Source organism: Terribacillus sp. JSM ZJ617 (genome assembly GCF_044383785.1).
Lineage (GTDB): Bacteria > Bacillota > Bacilli > Bacillales > Amphibacillaceae > Terribacillus.
Genome location: NZ_JBISEQ010000002.1, coordinates 801,698 through 819,277, shown reverse-complemented (window position 1 = coordinate 819,277; position 17,580 = coordinate 801,698). Strand labels below are relative to the sequence as shown.

General features: G+C 39.6%; 15 protein-coding genes and 3 other annotated features. Of the genes, 11 read left to right on the top strand and 4 right to left on the bottom strand.

Annotation, left to right across the window (positions count from 1 at the left end; genetic code table 11):
• The first annotated feature begins 128 nt into the window (after nt 1-128).
• Nucleotides 129-354 (top strand) — a binding site (T-box leader).
• 44 nt (nt 355-398) lie between these two features.
• Nucleotides 399-624 (top strand) — a binding site (T-box leader).
• A gap of 40 nt (nt 625-664) precedes the next feature.
• Nucleotides 665-889 (top strand) — a binding site (T-box leader).
• 123 nt (nt 890-1,012) lie between these two features.
• The 7 genes from ACH6C1_RS10460 (at nt 1,013) to ACH6C1_RS10430 (ending at nt 9,070) form a co-directional block, all read left to right on the top strand.
• The gene (locus tag ACH6C1_RS10460; RefSeq protein ID WP_374076848.1) at nt 1,013-2,377 is read left to right on the top strand and encodes an amino acid permease; all 1,365 of its coding nucleotides are present in this window, start codon (nt 1,013-1,015) and stop codon (nt 2,375-2,377) included.
• A gap of 289 nt (nt 2,378-2,666) precedes the next feature.
• A complete protein-coding gene (locus ACH6C1_RS10455; RefSeq protein WP_374076846.1) occupies nt 2,667-3,713 on the top strand; it encodes an iron-siderophore ABC transporter substrate-binding protein in 1,047 nt (348 codons plus the stop codon).
• Between the two features lie 49 nt (nt 3,714-3,762).
• Nucleotides 3,763-4,734 (top strand): FecCD family ABC transporter permease, encoded by a 972-nt coding sequence (locus tag ACH6C1_RS10450; protein WP_374077189.1) that lies wholly within the window; start codon nt 3,763-3,765, stop codon nt 4,732-4,734.
• Nucleotides 4,731-5,762: a FecCD family ABC transporter permease gene (locus tag ACH6C1_RS10445; protein WP_374076844.1), complete on the top strand. Its 1,032-nt coding sequence runs from the start codon at nt 4,731-4,733 to the stop codon at nt 5,760-5,762. Before ACH6C1_RS10450 ends, ACH6C1_RS10445 begins: the two co-directional genes overlap by 4 nt.
• Nucleotides 5,762-6,571: an ABC transporter ATP-binding protein gene (locus tag ACH6C1_RS10440; RefSeq protein ID WP_374077187.1), complete on the top strand. Its 810-nt coding sequence runs from the start codon at nt 5,762-5,764 to the stop codon at nt 6,569-6,571. The genes ACH6C1_RS10445 and ACH6C1_RS10440 overlap by 1 nt, the downstream gene beginning before the upstream one ends.
• Before the next feature lie 177 nt (nt 6,572-6,748).
• Nucleotides 6,749-7,813 (top strand): CdaR family transcriptional regulator, encoded by a 1,065-nt coding sequence (locus ACH6C1_RS10435; protein ID WP_374076842.1) that lies wholly within the window; start codon nt 6,749-6,751, stop codon nt 7,811-7,813.
• Nucleotides 7,814-7,927: 114 nt separating this feature from the next.
• Nucleotides 7,928-9,070 (top strand): glycerate kinase, encoded by a 1,143-nt coding sequence (locus tag ACH6C1_RS10430; protein ID WP_374076840.1) that lies wholly within the window; start codon nt 7,928-7,930, stop codon nt 9,068-9,070.
• A gap of 76 nt (nt 9,071-9,146) precedes the next feature.
• Here the strand turns inward: ACH6C1_RS10430 and ACH6C1_RS10425 are convergent, their stop codons facing one another.
• Entirely contained in the window at nt 9,147-10,511 is a 1,365-nt protein-coding gene (locus tag ACH6C1_RS10425) for a citrate:proton symporter (protein ID WP_374076838.1), read from the bottom strand.
• 613 nt (nt 10,512-11,124) lie between these two features.
• On the opposite strand from ACH6C1_RS10425, the gene ACH6C1_RS10420 reads away from it, so the two are divergent.
• Entirely contained in the window at nt 11,125-12,222 is a 1,098-nt protein-coding gene (locus tag ACH6C1_RS10420; protein WP_374076836.1) for a tartrate dehydrogenase, read from the top strand.
• Nucleotides 12,223-12,358: 136 nt separating this feature from the next.
• Entirely contained in the window at nt 12,359-13,108 is a 750-nt protein-coding gene (locus tag ACH6C1_RS10415; protein WP_374076834.1) for a GntR family transcriptional regulator, read from the top strand.
• A 108-nt stretch (nt 13,109-13,216) separates the two neighbouring features.
• On the opposite strand, the gene ACH6C1_RS10410 is transcribed toward ACH6C1_RS10415, so the two are convergent.
• The gene (locus ACH6C1_RS10410) at nt 13,217-14,107 is read right to left on the bottom strand and encodes an AraC family transcriptional regulator (protein ID WP_374076832.1); all 891 of its coding nucleotides are present in this window, start codon (nt 14,105-14,107) and stop codon (nt 13,217-13,219) included.
• 104 nt (nt 14,108-14,211) lie between these two features.
• Here ACH6C1_RS10410 and ACH6C1_RS10405 point away from each other — a divergent pair, with 104 nt between their 5' ends.
• Entirely contained in the window at nt 14,212-15,111 is a 900-nt protein-coding gene (locus ACH6C1_RS10405; RefSeq protein WP_374076830.1) for a DMT family transporter, read from the top strand.
• A 209-nt stretch (nt 15,112-15,320) separates the two neighbouring features.
• The gene (locus ACH6C1_RS10400) at nt 15,321-16,169 is read left to right on the top strand and encodes an STAS domain-containing protein (protein WP_374076828.1); all 849 of its coding nucleotides are present in this window, start codon (nt 15,321-15,323) and stop codon (nt 16,167-16,169) included.
• Between the two features lie 44 nt (nt 16,170-16,213).
• Here the strand turns inward: ACH6C1_RS10400 and ACH6C1_RS10395 are convergent, their stop codons facing one another.
• Both ACH6C1_RS10395 and ACH6C1_RS10390 read right to left on the bottom strand, forming a co-directional pair.
• Nucleotides 16,214-16,363: a hypothetical protein gene (locus ACH6C1_RS10395; RefSeq protein WP_374076826.1), complete on the bottom strand. Its 150-nt coding sequence runs from the start codon at nt 16,361-16,363 to the stop codon at nt 16,214-16,216.
• Nucleotides 16,364-16,530: 167 nt separating this feature from the next.
• Nucleotides 16,531-17,511, bottom strand: coding sequence for an aldo/keto reductase (locus ACH6C1_RS10390; RefSeq protein WP_374076824.1), 981 nt, complete (start codon nt 17,509-17,511; stop codon nt 16,531-16,533).
• Nucleotides 17,512-17,580 lie beyond the last annotated feature (69 nt).

Here is a 17,580-nt window from a genome sequence, read left to right as displayed (position 1 = left end):
CAAGGTAAATATTGCTGTTACTGCTAATGAGCATTGTCTTTGGATTATATGTGAGCTGAATGAAATAAAATAACAAAAAAAGTGTTGATTTTTTGTAATGTTTCCTGTAGGATACTCATTATATTAATAATTGAGCGTTGAACGGATTACAGTAATGTGTGTTCTCCCTGTTAAAGAGAGCTGACGGTTGGTGCAAGTCAGTGCAAAGAACAGCATGAATTACAGTCCAGGAGCATCTTCTTCGAACCGGTTGGTGAGGGGAAGACGGTTTATAGCCGTTATGATGAAATGAGAGATTGACATAATAGCCGTGTCAATAATTAGGGTGGTACCGCGTAAAATCACGTCCCTGCTGATAAACTTCAGCAGGGATTTTTTGTTTTGAAAGCTAAATATAATGATAAGTGATGAATGGATTGAAGTAGTGTATGTTCTCCCTGATACAGAGAGCTGACGGATGGTGCGAGTCAGTATAAAGAACAGCATGAATTACGATCCAGGAGCTTTCTTCCTCGAACCGGCTGGTGAGGGGAAGACGGTTTATAGCCGTTATGAGGAATGAGATATTGACATAGCTTATATGTCGATAATTAGGGTGGTACCGCGTAAAATCACGTCCCTGCTGATAAACTTCAGCAGGGATTTTTTGTTTTAAATAGCTAAATAACAAGCATTGAATGGATTGAAGTAGTGTATGTTCTCCCTGATACAGAGAGCTGACGGATGGTGCAAGTCAGTATAAAGAACAGCATGAATTACGATCCAGGAGCTTTCTTCTTCGAACCGGCTGGTGAGGGGAAGACGGTTTATAGCCGTTATCTTAAATGAGAGATTGATATAGTTTATATGTCGATAATTAGGGTGGTACCGCGTAAATCACGTCCCTGCTGATACATTTCAGCAGGGATTTTTTGTTTGGTTGGACAGTTAAGGAGGTGGTTAACCATGGATGATGACTATTATTATACAAAATTAATCAGAACTGGATTTGATATAGAAAGAGGAGAAGAAGATGAGTCAGAATGGTTTGCGGAAAGAGCTTTTACCTAGGCACGTACAGTTTTTAGCATTAGCGGGTATGATCGGTACCGGTATTTTCAAAGGAAGTGGTGAGACATTAGGGATTGCAGGGCCTGGTGTAGTCGTTTCTTACTTATTGGGCGGGGCCCTGCTGCTGATAGTAATGGTTGCTTTAGCTGAAATGGCCGTCGTGTATCCGAATCATAATGTCCAGCACTTAGTTCATAAGGCATTTGGCTTTCATATATCCTTCATTGTTGGATGGCTGTACTGGATTAACTGGACACTTGTTACCGTTGTAGAAATACTAGCCGCAGGCTCATTCTTGCAGTTTTGGTTTTCCAATACGCCGCTTTGGCTGTTAAGTGCAATTTGTGCAGCACTTATCATTGGAATAAACAGCCTACAAGTTAAATTCTACGGAGAAATGGAATTTTGGTTTGCTAGTATTAAGATTATTGCTCTTGTACTATTTATCCTATTAGGCGGTGCAGTGCTGCTAGGTTTGACGGATTTTGCCCCAGATACACCAACACAGCATCTATTCGGCCATGGCGGCTTCTTCCCGAATGGCATGCAAGGAGTATTTGCTGCCTGCTTGATAGTCATGTTTTCCTTCGGGGGATCTGAGTTAATCGGGGTAGCGATTTCTGAAACAAAAGATGTGAAGAAGGTTTTGCCTAAAGTGATCAAAGGCGTCGTTTGGCGAGTATTGCTGTTTTACATTCTGCCAATCACAATCATTGCGGGACTAATTCCTTGGAACCAGGTCGCTGGAACAGAAAGTCCATTCATTCAAGTAATGGATGCAATCGGCATACCAGGCGTTGCGCACGTAATGAATTTCATACTTTTGACCGCAGTTTTATCTGCTGCTAACTCTGGTATGTTTGCCACTTCCAGAACGATGTTTTCACTGGCTGAAAAAGGTGAAGCACCAAAACTATTAACGAAGACTTCTAAATCAGGTGCACCGATCAATGCTATATCTTTAAATGGTGTGCTATTGTTGGTAGGTGCAGGACTTGCTTATTTTGCGCCTGAAAGTATCATTGGAACGATGATGACAATTCCTGGCTTCACTATGCTGCTGCTATGGCTTAGTATTTGTGCAGCGCAGCTGAAATTGCGTCCGGAATATGCAGATATGCCGCATTTCAGAATGAAGCTGTTTCCTGCGACGACAATTGTCGGGATTGCAGGGCTGGGAATCATTCTGATAGGTTCGACATTCAGTAAAGGGATTTCAGTAGGAACGGTTGTATGTTTTACAGCATTAGCAGTCCTGACCGTATTGGCAGTAATTATGGGTCGGAAAAGAAAAGAAAAAGAAACCGAATTAAAAAATGCTCAATGAAATTAAATAGACAAGGCCGAAAGAGTCACTACAAGTGGCTCTTTTTTCAATGAATGAAAGCGGAAATTTATCAAGGTGAAACACAATACGTCAATTTTCTCCAAATAGTCTAAAAAGTAGTAAAAAAGCCTTGATTAATCAATATAACTAATTGTATATTGATAATGAGAACCAATATCAATTAGAAAGGGCTACCCGTTATATACTGATTCTTGAAGAGAGTTCCTAACTTAAGCAATACAGTTCAGCACAAATAGATATCTTACATAAAAAAGGGGAGAAATAACAAATGGTCAAAAAGCATAAATCGATATTAAAAATAGCAATCTTTTCTGCCTTGTTCCTATTAGTACTTTCAGCGTGTTCAAGTCAGTCAAACACGGAGGAAAATTCATCTGGCGGAGATTCTGCTTCCACTGAAGGTTATCCGATCACGATTGAGCATGCCTTCGGGGAAACTGTTATCGAATCTAAGCCTGAGCGAGTAGCAACTGTTCAATGGGGTAACCAGGATGTTGCGCTTGCACTTGGTGTTGTGCCAGTAGGTTTTTCCGCAGCAAACTTCGGTGTGCAAGATGACAGCGGTCTCCTTCCTTGGACTGCTGAGAAATTAGAAGAATTAGGCGAAAGTGATCCTAATGTCTTTCAAGATACAGATGGACTGGATTTTGAGGCAATAGCAGACTCAGCTCCAGATGTCATTCTTGCGGCTTATTCAGGTTTGACAGAAGAGGATTATAATACATTAAGCGAAATTGCGCCTGTGGTTGCTTACCCGACTTCTCCTTGGACGACGTCTTGGCGTGATCAAGTTACGATGAACGCAAAAGGTATGGGAATGGAAGAAGAAGGCGAGCAGCTTATTGCGGATACCGAGAGTACAATTGAAGAAAAAGTAAATGATCATCCTGAAATCAAAGGTAAAAAAGTTGCTTGGGTCAACTTCACTGCAACCGATTTATCCGAGTTCCATCTATATACACCAGCTGATTCCCGAGTTGCTTTCTTAGAAGAGTTGGGAATGGAATATCCGGAAAGTATCTCTGAATTGATCGAAGATGATGCTGCCTACTCGCTAAACTTGAGTGCGGAGAATGCAGACGTCCTTAATGATGCAGATATCATAATTGGATACGGTGATGACAGTACGTACGAAGCAGTTAAAAATGATGCACGTCTAGGACAAATTAAAGCGATTCAAAACGGTTCTGTCGTATTTATCGCTAATAACTCCGATCTAGCAGCAGCGGGAACTCCAAATCCGCTTGCAATCGAGTATACCATCGATAATTATGTTACTCAGATCGATGATGCGTTAAGTAACAATGAACAGTAATGTAGCAAAAAGACCAGTGGGACATAAACGTAGCTACTATGCAATCATCATGTTCGTCTTCTTCATACTGCTATGTGTAAGTGTAGTAGCTTCACTGGTTTTCGGATCAAGATCTGTGACGATGGATGACTTAATGGCAGGATTGTTATTATCCAGCTCGGATTCTTACGCTGCAGCTGTTGTCAGTGAAAGGATACCGCGAACGGTGTTTAGTTTGCTTTGCGGGGGAGCGCTAGGTGTGTCTGGCGCTCTCATGCAAGCGGTGACCCGCAATCCACTGGCGGATCCCAGTATACTAGGGGTTAATACAGGTGCATCGTTATTTGTCGTAATAGGTATAGCATTTTTTAATATCAGCACAGCTGGTCAGTATATTTGGCTTTCTATATTGGGAGCAATCCTTACGGCTATCATCGTATATGGAATTGGTTCAATGGGGCGTACTGGCAATACGCCTCTTAAGCTTGTACTGGCTGGCGCAGCAACCAGTGCCATACTATCTTCCCTTATCAGTGCTATCATGCTGCCTAGATCTTTTGTGATGGATCAGTTCAGGTTTTGGCAAGTGGGCAGTGTGGGTGCTGCAAATTGGGATTTCATCGTAATATTTTTACCTTTTTTGGTTTCAGGGATCCTGCTGGCATTTATAATGGCACCCTCACTTAATGCTTTGCTGCTTGGAGACGAAATTGCAACTGGACAAGGAGTCCGCACGGGATTGCTGACATTGGTTTCAGCCTTTACCGGCGTCATCTTGTGCGGTGCGGTAACAGCATTAGCTGGTCCTATTGGGTTTATTGGTCTGCTGGCGACGCATTTGATGCGGCTCATCTTTGGGCCTGATCTGCGCCTTATCATCCCCATGTCAGCTATTTCGGGGGCAGCTATACTAACAATTGCTGATGTACTTGGCAGATTAATAGGGAGTCCTGGTGAAGTGGAAGCCGGGATTATTACTGCTTTTATTGGTGCTCCTGTATTGATACTGCTCGCAACTAAACTGAAAGTGCGGTCACTATGATAAATAGCTCAACTACTATTATTAAACAAGGCAGACAACGTCGATTCAGAAAATGGCTGATCATTAACATCCTGCTTGCAGCACTTGCTGTTGGACTTTGTATGGCCATGCTTCTATTGGGTAATACAATATACCCGATTACAGAGGTTTTTCAAGTGTTAATGGGTGAGAGAATCCCAGGTGCTTATTTTGCCGTTAATACGATAAGGCTCCCCAGAATGATAGCAGGTCTTTTTGCGGGCCTGGCTTTTGGAATGGGAGGACATATATTCCAAACAATGCTGCGTAATCCGCTCGCTAATCCGGATGTACTGGGGATTACCACTGGATCAAGTGCAGCAGCTTTGTTCAGTATACTTATTTTTCAAACGAGCAACACAGTTGTCTCTTTAGCTTCAGTAATAGCGGGACTGGTTACTGTCTTACTCATTTACGTGCTGTCATCAGGCAGTCATTTCTCCATTGGCAGGCTTATCTTGATAGGAATTGGTATTCAAGCTGCTCTTAGTGCTGTCATTTCCTATCTATTAATGGTTGGAAGTCAACAAGATTTGCCTGCTGCACTTCGTTGGCTAAGCGGGAGCCTGAATGGAGCTAAGATGGAGACATTATATCCGCTTATTTGTACAGTAGTGATTCTCGCTCCACTTTTAATTGTTTTAGGAAAGCATTTGGACATATTGGAGCTTGGGGAAGAGTCAGCGCTATCACTTGGACTGAGTACAAACAAAATAAGGCTGCTTCTCATAGTGGGTGCTGTTCTTATGATTGCTTTTGCAACTGCTACTACAGGCCCAATAGCATTCGTAGCTTTCCTTGCAGGGCCGATTGCAAAAAGACTAGTGGGAACCGGATTCTCAAATGTTCTGCCTGCTGGTCTTATTGGCATCAACCTGGTTCTTGGAGCAGATTTGATAGGGCAATTTGCTTTTGAGGTCAGATATCCAGTTGGTATAATAACAGGATTGGTTGGGGCACCTTATCTGCTTTATTTACTAATTAGGATGAATCGGAAGGGATATTTATGATGAAATCACATCACAAACTCCAAACGGAGCAAATTGCTGCAGGTTATGAAAATAAAAAGATTCTCCATGGGATTGATGTAGAAATTCCAAACAATCAGATTAACGTCATTATTGGGCCTAACGCATGCGGCAAATCGACATTGCTAAAGACGATGGCAAGACTGATCAAGCCAATAGCAGGAGAAGTCATTTTAGACGGAAAATCAATTCACAAGATCCCTCCAAAGAAACTCGCAAAAGTATTAGGTGTGCTGCCTCAGTCACCGATTGCACCGGAAGGTATTTCAGTAGCAGACTTAGTCGGCAGAGGCAGATTCCCGCATCAATCATTGTTAAGCGGATGGTCGGAAAAGGATTATCAAGCGGTCGAGGAAGCAATGGACATGGACATGATGGGAATCACTGAGCTTGCCAACAGACATATAGATGAATTGTCAGGCGGCCAAAGACAGCGCGTTTGGATTGCTATGGCATTGGCTCAGCAGACAGATATATTGTTCCTGGATGAACCAACAACGTTTCTCGATATCACGTATCAAGTTGAGATTCTGGACTTGCTTACCGATCTAAATAGAAGATTTGGGACGACGATTGTGATGGTTCTTCATGATATCAATCTAGCTGCTCGCTATGCAGATTATATCTTTGCACTGCGTAAAGGAGAATTAATAGCAGAAGGACGGCCATCTGATATCATTACAGATGAATTGATCAAAGAGATATTCGAACTTGACTGTACTGTTATTGAGGATCCGGTGTCTAAGTCTCCTATGATTGTGCCGCGTGGACGTTATCACGTATTTAGTTAGTATTCGGAATTGTAGTATACGTAAATGTTATCTTAAGGCGACCATATCATGGTTGCCTTTTTCTTTAAGCAGAAAACCTATATTAACTATATATTTTGAATGTATAATTAAAATTATCTAAAGCATTTTCATAAAGTGTTAAACTGACTGAACACTCTATAAAAAAGGAAGATACAAATGAAAGAGAATTTTAAAATCACCTATTCTCTGGCACAAATGATTGTGGATGCGGCAAAAGAAGTGATAGGTAATGATATTAATCTTATAAACTTAGATGGGATGATAATAGCCAGTACGGATGTTGAACGAATTGGTTCTATTCATTCTGGTGCATTTGATGTTTTGGAGAAGAAAAGCGTTATAGAAGTTTCAGAAGAGAATACTTACAAAGGTACTAGAAAAGGCATTAACTACCCAATTATGGTGGATGGAAATATGCTTGGTGTTATAGGAATATCAGGAAATCCCGAAGAGTGCAAGTCGTTGGGTTTCCTTTTGACGAAGATTACAGAAGTGATGATAAAGGAACAAATGATGGAAAAATCCGTGCGCTCATTAGACGAAATGCGCTCCGCAATTGTTCGTAAGCTGATTTTTGAAGAGGAAGCAGAAAATATACTGATGAATGATCATTTACTTCAAATGCATTATGCTTTAGAAGAAAGAGCGTTTGTCTCAATCATCCGTATACATGAATTAGCTAATACTTCATCTAGCAGGTTGGAAAAGATTTTGTTGGGTTATGATATAAATCTTTATACATATTCATTTCCTAATCAATACATAGTGATTGTTAACGAATCACAGTACAGTACGGTTCAGCAATTAAGTGGAAGGAATGTAGAATTTTCAATCGGTATAGGAAGCATCAAAACCCTAGATGAACTTGGGAAATCTTTTGCTCATGCGAAACTTGCTTTGAAGTATGCTCTTGAAAGAGAAGTAGCAGTGTGTGAATACACAAAACTGGATTTAGAAATGGTTATAGAGAATATTGACGTTCATATCAGGAAAGATTACACGGAAAAATTGATCGGCGATCTTTCGGAAGAGGAAATAAGCCTATTGCGTACCTATTATAATAATAATCTTTCCTTAAAGAAGACAGCGGAGGAATTATACATCCATAAGAACACGCTGCAGTATAGGCTTGAGAAAATCTCGGATATAACAGGGTTAAACCCGAGGGACTATCATGATTCCGTAAAGCTTTATATAGCTCTTTTACTTCAAACATTATAGTTTGAAGTTTTTTGTTATGAAGAACAAGATTGATTTTTATCTCCTGGTATCTAGACCATTACATTTCAAACTTTCTTTTTCTATAGTTAACAGTAATAAAAGGAGGGGTTGAGTTTGAAGATTCTAATCGCTATTGATTCATTCAAAGGCAGTGTTTCCTCAAAAGAAGGTAGTGAAGCCATTGCATTGGGAGTGAAGGACGTTTATCCTGAAGCGGAAATTTTGAGCCTTCCATTGGCAGATGGAGGAGAAGGTACGATAGAAGCCTTGGTTCAAGCTACTGAAGGTAATATAGTTGAGAAAGAAGTTATAGGCCCTTTAAGAAATAAGGTGACTGCTAAATACGGTATATTAAGTGACAAAAGAACTGCTGTTATAGAAGTGGCAGAAGCTTGCGGTTTGCCCTTGGTTCCATATAACCAGCGAAACCCTCTTATTACTACATCATATGGTGTCGGGGAACTTATTCTAGATGCATTGGATAATGGGTGCCGGAAGTTTGTAATCGGATTGGGTGGAAGTGCAACAAATGATGGTGGTGTGGGGATGCTCCGAGCTTTGGGATTCCGTTTCCTCAATAAACATGGTGAAGAGGTTGGAATAGATGGGAAAGCATTGATTGAAGTTCGTAAAATTGATTTGGCACGTATAGATAATAGATTGAAGGAATGTGAATTTAAAGTTGCTTGTGATGTGAATAATCCACTTTGCGGTCCAAAGGGAGCGAGCTATATTTTTGGGCCTCAAAAAGGAGCTACTACTCAAATGGTGGAAGAGCTAGACAAAGGACTTAAACACTTTGCCGATATTGTCTTTCAAGAGCTAGGTAAAGATATCCACAATAAACCTGGTACAGGTGCGGCTGGAGGATTAGGGGCTGCATGTTTGGGTTTCTTGAATGCAACTTTAAAGTCTGGTATTGATTTAATACTGGAAACATTAGAAATGGAAAAGTATTTGCACAATGCAAATTTTGTCATTACTGGAGAAGGGAAGCTGGATGGACAGACTTCAATGGGGAAAGCGCCTTTAGGCATTGCTCAGCTGGCAAGTGAATTCAAAATTCCAGTTCTGGCATTGGCTGGCGGAGTCACGGAAGAAACAGCGGTATTGAATGAACTTGGTGTTACCTCTTATTTTTCCATTGTAAATGCTCCGATGGAACTGGAGGAGGCGATGGATTCGAAGGTTACGTATAATAATCTAAGAGTTACGACGAATCAGCTATTCCGTTTGATTAAATCAGTAGATGCCTGATTGAATAATTAACATACAAAAAAGCGACAGGGGAAACTAATTGCTTGCTGTCGCTTTCTATTATTATAAGGAATTTCTAGATTGGTAAGGAACCAGTTAAGATGTAGGTGGCTAAATAAATGAAAATGATCGGCCATGCATAGATAATATATTTTTTCTGGAAATCGATAAAGTTTGTTTCAGTAGAAGCAACCAACATATAAAGAGCTGGGATGACTGGGGAGATAAGTCGGAATGCCTGACCTACCATGGATGCAACTGCTGCTTCATTGGCTGTTATACCGTACTGTGCCATAACATCAGCCATTACTCCGGCAATTCCGAAATAGAATGCGTCTTGGGGGAGAAATGTTATCGCAGGTGCAGATATCAAAGCATAGATAGGCGCCATATTCGAGCCTAGCGATTCAGGAATGATAGCTGTAATGGACATCGCCAATGCGGTCGACATACCGCTTCCTGTTAAGACGCCAGAGAAAACACCAGCAGCCAATGTTGCCAAAGCCGGAGCTAATGAATCAGCCGCTAAGTCATCTAGCCTTTGATTGATAAGCTTTGCTGATCTGTAGTTTACCGTAAGAGCAATTGCTGCTCCTATACCAAATAAAACACCACCGTGAGCTATATCCATTACGAGCATTATTAGTATGATAAGCGTTAAAACCAAATTGAAATAAAAAAGTTCAGGTCGCTTTAATTCAGGATCTTTGAGGCGGATCGCATTCAGCATCTCCTGCATATCTTCTGGAGAAATATCTTTAGCAGTTTTAGGGTCAAAGTTTAATCTTTTTCTTTCCTTGAGCCCGATAAAATAAGCCATCCCGATAGCAAATATTTCAGCAATGATCATCCCAGGCAATAAATCCGCAAACAGTTCACTAATATTCACTCCCATAGCTGTACTAGCAGCTATTGTAGGACCTCCCCATGGCAGCTGATTAAAAATGCCGATAGGAGTGACGATAATGATAGCCAAGTAGATCAGCTTGATATTCATTTGCTTATAAAGCTGAAGGAACGCAGCAACACAAATGATGATAGTAGTGGTAGTATCTCCGTTCATTGTAACTACGGTTGCTGTTAAAACGGTAGCTATTGTAACTTTTAATGGATCACCTTTTGCTTTCTTAATGAAAAATTCGCACAAAGGATCAAATAAACCAACATTAAGCATGACGCCGAAGTACAATACAGCGAAAAGAATCACAATGGCAGGGGAAATTACACCCATCGATACTTCTCCAGTTTCTTCATCGACACTAAATAAGATACCATCCTTGATCCAATCAAACAGATCCAGAAAGGAAGCGCCAGTTACAAAGGTTGTAATGGCTCCGAAGATAAAGGGTACAATCGTTAAAGCGCCAAAAACAGTTAATTTATTCTTGGAGAGAAGTACAATGAAAACGATAATCATCGCTAATGCTAGGAATGTCAACATACGAACCATCTCCTGTAGAAATCAAATTATTTGGACCATTGAACATAAGTACAGTAATCATTGAACTTTAAAAACGCTTCGACAGATCCACGGCAGCTCGATTCAAAATACAAATCCAACGTAATTCAGTTTTCTAAGGTGACCAACCTTCAGTGGAAATAGAATGACATTTGAAAGCGCATACATATTAGTGCGCTCTAATTGAGAGGCTAGAGTTTGTGTTATATAAAAAAGTCAATCTTAATGAAGCGCATTTAAATTAATCCACCTCCAAATTCAGATAAAAACAGATTGAGTGATCATGTGGTCATTTCATTTAACTTAAACGAATTGTATATTAATGTATACATAAATGTCAATTGAATATCTCGAGATTTATTCTTAAATAAATGCATCCATATCTAAGATGAGTGTAAAAAACTCTTTAAAACAATAATTAGATTTATGGAAATATGTATTTTTAAAGATTGATTATACAATTATAACTCATATTAATTTTCAAATGATCAAAAAATCATTGACATTAACGTATACGTTATCTAGTATATGAATTATTAAGATGCAAGTCATTCCAATTGCCTGAAAAAGTTGTATAAACAAGGAGGAAGAACAAATGAGTGAAACAAAGAAATTTCGTTTAGCGGTGATTCCTGGTGATGGCATAGGTACGGAAGTGGTAGGAGCAGGTCTCCGTGTAATTAATAATTTGGCAGAAGCATCAAACGGTAAGTTTAAATTTGAAAGCGATTTCTTTCCTTGGGGTTGTGAATATTACCTAGAGAATGGGAAGATGATGGAAGATGACGGCGTTGAAAGACTAAGAGGGTACGATGCCATTTATTTTGGTGCTGTTGGATTTCCTGGTGTGCCAGATCATATTAGCTTATGGGGATTACGTTTAGCAATCTGCCAAGGCTTTGATCAGTGGGCTAATATCCGTCCTATTGAATTTCTGCCTGGTGTTCCAAGAAGGCTAAATCATCCGGATGTTGATTCTCTTAACTGGATTTTAATCAGAGAAAACTCCGAGGGTGAATATTCAGGTATAGGCGGTCGTAATTTCTCTGGACGAGGTCCTGGAAAAGAAGTTGCTGTACAGTCCGCATTATTCACAGAGCACGGCTGTGAGCGAATTATCCGATATGCCTTTGATCTGGCTCGTACGCGTAAAAGAAAAAAAGTAACGAGTATCACAAAAAGTAACGCGCAACAATATGGGATGGTACTTTGGGATGAAGTGTTTGCACGTGTGAGTAAAGATTATCCTGACGTAGAGACAGACCAATGGTTAGTTGATGCAGCAGCGGCGCAATTTGTATTGAAACCAGAGGAGCTAGAAGTAGTAGTCGCTTCCAATTTATTCGCTGATATTCTATCAGATTTAGGCAGCGCTCTTGCAGGAAGCTTGGGATTAGCTGCCAGTGCAAATATTAATCCTGAAGGAAATACCCCTAGTATGTTCGAGTCAGTCCACGGCTCTGCACCTGACATCGCGGGTCAAGGTATATCCAACCCAATCGGTGCAATTGGAAGTGCTGCACTAATGCTGGAACACCTAGGTTTAAAAGAGGAAGCAGAACTTATCAATAAAGCAATTGCAGAAACGACACGCCAAGGAATTCTTACTCGAGACCTTGGAGGTTCATACAACACAGATGAGATAACGGATGCTATTATAGAGAACCTTTCTAAAGTGAAAGCAGAAATTTAAGAAGAAAAGGCTGTGGGTTTCTCAAAAATCCACAGCCTTTTCTTCTTAAATTGAAATATAATTTGAGATGATTCTAATTAGGGTTAATGATATATTTTAAACAACACGAACAATCATAATGGAATAGGTGACAAATATGAAAAAGAATCCAACTGAAAAAGATAAAGAAGATTCCTTAAATGTTACAAGTATCGAGAAGGAAATATCACTCCTCATCAATAATATCAATGGCCTTGATGAATACCGTTTGCCGCAAAGAGCCTATCAGATTGTTCGGCTATCTATCCGCGATTTAATTCTTCGTCCTGGAACAACAATATTGGAAAGAGAAATGGCTGAAGTATTGCAGATGAGTCGTACTCCAGTTAGAGAAGCGCTTGTACGTCTTGAAACAGAAGGCATGGTGAGGCTGGTTCCTAGGCGGGGATTCATAGTAAAGCCGATTGAGTCAGAAGATCTCAAACAGATTTATGAAATTGTAGAAACGCTAGATGGTCTAGCGGTAAGCCTAGCTACTGAAAAGGTTGGTGAAGCAGAGATAAGCGAACTGGAAGGTCTGATTGAACAGCAGGAACAGGCGCTAGAGCAAAATAATCTGAAGCAATGGGCAATATTAGATGATGAGTTTCATCATTTAATTATCGATTATGCGAAAAACAAACGACTTAGAGCCGTTATAGATACGCATTCAGATCAACTATACAGAGCGCGTTTATTAACTGTTGACTACCGTCCACTACCTTTTCACTCAATAGTTGAGCATAAGGCGATCATTGCATGTATGAGGGCTAAAGACGGTAATGCAGCGAGTGTTTTAATGCAATCACACAGGAATCGTGCACGTAATGAAATACTCGGAGTGGTAGAAAATCAAACACAAAACTAATGTACAACTCACAATGATATCACCAAAAGAGGAAAAAACCTGTAAATATACAGGTTTTTTGTGTTTCTTTTTTTTCTCAAAAGCGAAACAATAACAGTTTTATGGTAGTTATAATAGCTGCTTCTTTTCTTTCTTATATGCCAGTGGTGTCATACCAACAGACTCGCGAAATTTAGCAATAAAATAGCTAGTACTATTAAAGCCTACTTGATAACCCACATCCGTGACACTTGTATTTGGATCCTGCAGCAGGAGCAGGCTTCTTTTAATACGATAATCCATTACATAACTCAAAGGGGATTGTTTCACTATTCGCTGGAAATATCGACAGGTTTCGGAACGGCTTAATTGACCGGCTTTTGCGATATCAGATAAAGTTATTCTCTCATTAAAATGAGCATGAATATAAATAAGCATTTGTTTCATGCGCTGATTCTTTACTATTTCTGTTTCTTTGTGTTCCAATGGTATTCCGTTCATGATTAAGTTTTGCCATATGAAATTAAGGTGATGGAGGACACTTATCTCAAAATAAGGTGATTTTTGCTCGATTAATTGGTGGATTTCCATCACGGCCCTTAAAATGTTTTTGTCCCAATCTCCATCTGTTCCTATCTTTACATAAGCCAGATTTGTCGCTTGGATATAGGGATGCACATATTTAGCGTGCAGGTCCTGTGTTAGCAGTGTGAGGGGCGAAGCATTTAAGCATATATAAACACAGTCTGATGCAGTTTGATCATCTGCTCTGTGCAGACAGCCGCTATTTATAAAAATTCCTTCCCCTTTTTGAACGACCACTTCCTCTTCATTTATCTGAAAAAAAGCCTTGCCGTTCGTAACCAGCACAAATTGAATCTCATTATGCCAATGAAGTGGAATATGTCCATGTACATTTTGTTTAATGGTTGTCTCATAACATGCTACAGGCAATTGAACTGTTTTGTGCTGAGTTAATTCTTCTAATTGCGGAGTGATCAAGAAATCTCTGATTTGCATGCTGTTACCTCAATATAGTTATAATTTTATATACAAATTTAGTATTAAATTGCTGTTCTTTTATTTATGATGACACTATTGTAACAGAATGAGGAGGTTATCAGGTGAAAGATAGTCGCGTGTTAGGTATAGTCTTAGTGCTCACCGGAGCTACTTTATGGGGTGTTTCTGGAACGGTAGCTCAATTTCTATTCCAGGTGAAAGGATTCAGTACGGAGTGGCTTACAGTGGCAAGACTTCTTGTTGCAGGAGTCATCTTATTGACGATTGCTTATATAAAAGAAGGGGAAAAAGTATGGGGGGTCTGGACAAGTAAAAATGGTGCGCTACGTATTATTTTATTTGGGATACTAGGAATGCTTGCAGTACAGTATACATACTTTGCCGCAATTGAACACGGTAACGCAGCGACCGCAACCATTCTTCAGTATTTAGCGCCAGCACTCATCACATGTTATTTGGCTTTGCGATCAAGACGTCTGCCATCATTTACAATTATTATATCTGTCGTAATAGCTATTATAGGTACATTTCTTTTAGTTACAGGAGCTAACCTTCAATCTCTTTCCGTGTCAGGGTGGGCCGTATTTTGGGGCGTTGCTTCAGCATTTGCTTTGAGTTTTTATACTTTACAGCCCTTAAGACTGCTTGCGGACTGGGGATCGAAGATTGTTGTTGGTTGGGGCATGCTGATTGGTGGTGTTAGTTTCAGCTTCATACATCCACCATGGAAGGTACAAGGGGATTGGACATTATCTTCTCTAGCAGCTGTGCTATTTGTCATCATTTTCGGCACGATAATTGCTTTTTATTTTTACCTGGAAAGCACAACACATATTGCAGCTTCCAAAGTGAGTCTGCTGGCTTCTGTGGAACCATTGTCTGCAACATTTCTTTCGATCTTGTGGTTTCATATACCATTTGGATTAGCCGAGTGGATAGGCACGATATTAATTTTAAGTACTATTACAATCTTATCTATAGTGAAGGATGACAGGAAGTAGCAAGCTTAAATTGCTTAAGCTAAAATCCGGAAAAGTGAGGAAATCACTTTGGAATAGTTTGGATTACTTAGTTCTACACGATGAGATTAATAGATATTTCAGCGTAATTTTGTGACGAAATTAAGAGTGGAGAATGGCTTTTGTAGGCAATTGCTGTGACAAATGATAGAATGAGGTGTCGTACATATAAAACTCAGGGAGACGTTTCTATGGCAAATGAGAAAAAACTGCAAGTAGCAGCAGATAAAGAATTATATAATTTTCTTTGCGATAATATAGATAAATTGAATGATGCTTGGTTTGCAGGACTTAAAAAGACAGAAGGGGTTTATGGTTCTGATGATCAAGCAGTTATTGATGTATTAAAAGAACAAAATAAAGGTTTCCATATCCGTTTCTGTGAGTTATTTGATCCGGAAAATCCTCTATCTTATGAGCTATTCGAGGAATGGATAGTGGAGATATCAAAAGATGAGCAGCATTTAATTACACCGATAGATGATATTATTGATGAATTCAATAGAACGGAATCATTATATTTGGAGCTATTGGAAGACTTTGTGGCAGAACATGATTTATGCGGTAAGGAAACACTTAGTTATACAAGAAAGATTTCTAGCGCTTTTAATCAGATTATTGTCTGGTTTACTAGAGAGAATGCAAAGCAAGCAGAATTCAAGCTGGCTGCACAGCAAGCAATGATCCTGGAGCTTAGTACCCCAGTTATTTCATTGACTCCAGAAGTTGCACTGCTTCCCCTTGTAGGTGATATTGATACAAACAGGGCTAAGTATATGATGGATAATGTTCTATCGCAGTGTGCGAAATTGGGAGTGGATTACTTATTCATTGACATGTCAGGTGTGGTAATCATCGATACAATGGTTGCTCACCGTATATTTAATATAGTCAACTCTTTGAAGCTGCTGGGAGTAGAAACTATTTTATCTGGTATAAGACCTGAAATAGCGCAGACTGCAACGCAATTAGGAATTGGTTTTGATGTTAAAACTACGCATTCTTTAAAAGCTGCCGTAGACAGATATATATTGAACTAAGACAGAAAGAAACTCTCCATTTTTCGTTTAATATAAATGGAGAGTTATTTTTTTGCTTTATATTGAATTGCTTCTTTTAAAAGTGCTATGTCTTGGTTTATATGTTTTTTTATAGATTCATCTGGACATCTACCGAAATCATGCATTAGATTGGCAAGCTCTCTGTAGATTAATTTCTTTTCATTTAAGCGCATTTCTTGCCTTCCCCCCAACCTTAATACTTTGCCCAATATTTGATTACCTCAAACCTTTATTTCTAATTGAGGGAAACTTTACATATTTCATTCCCCATCTTTTATTTATTTAAAATAAAAGCAACCCAATCTCCTATTTTATAAGATTGGATTGCTTTGATAAATATTTAATTAGGCCCAACTATGGAATGTGGTACATAGGGTTCTTCGAGAAAGGCAATATCTGCAGCTGTTAGTTTAAGTGATAAAGAACCTACAGCATCTTCAAGATGGGATATTTTCGTAGCGCCGATAATCGGGGCTGTAATGTTTTCTTTTGAATGCAGCCAAGCCAGCGCAATATGGATACGAGGAACACTATGTTTTTCTGCCAGTGAGGCTACTCGTTCTGCCACCAATTTGTCTGCATCAGAAGTTGCATTATATTTGGATTTTTGGATTTGGTCCGTTTTGGAGCGATATGTTGTTTCTGCCCAATCACGTGTCAATCTTCCGGAGGCAAGCGGGCTGTAAGGAGTCACTCCTATTTTTTCTTCTTTGCAGAGAGGAAGCATTTCCCGTTCTTCTTCACGGTATAAGAGGTTATAGTGATTCTGCATCGATACAAAGCGTGTCCAATTATTTTTCTCTGCTACGTGTAATGCTTTTTGGAATTGCCAAGCGTACATGGCAGAAGCACCGATATATCTTGCTTTTCCAGCTTTCACGACATCGTGCACTGCTTCCATTGTTTCTTCGATAGGGGTATTGTAGTCCCAGCGATGGATGATATAAAGGTCTATATAATCTGTTCCGAGTCTTTTAAGGCTTCTATCAATTTCGCTCATGATGGCTTTTCGGGAAAGCCCTGCACCATTTGGACCTTTGTGCATACGTCCGTGAACCTTTGTTGCTAACACAACCTCGTCGCGATTGGCATAATCCTTTAAAGCTCGACCTAGGAATTCTTCACTGGTTCCCATCGAATACACATTAGCTGTATCAAAAAAATTGATTCCAAGATCAAGTGCTTTTTTAATAATAGAGCGGCTTTGCTCTTCATTAAGAACCCACTGATGAATCCATTTTTCTGCTTCACCAAAACTCATACACCCGAGACAGAATCTAGAGACATCTAAACCCGTATTTCCTAATTTTATATATTCCATTTATATAAGCCTCCTTTTATATTTTGTTTATTACCGTCTCTATGATTGTCTCATATAGACTAATTAAAC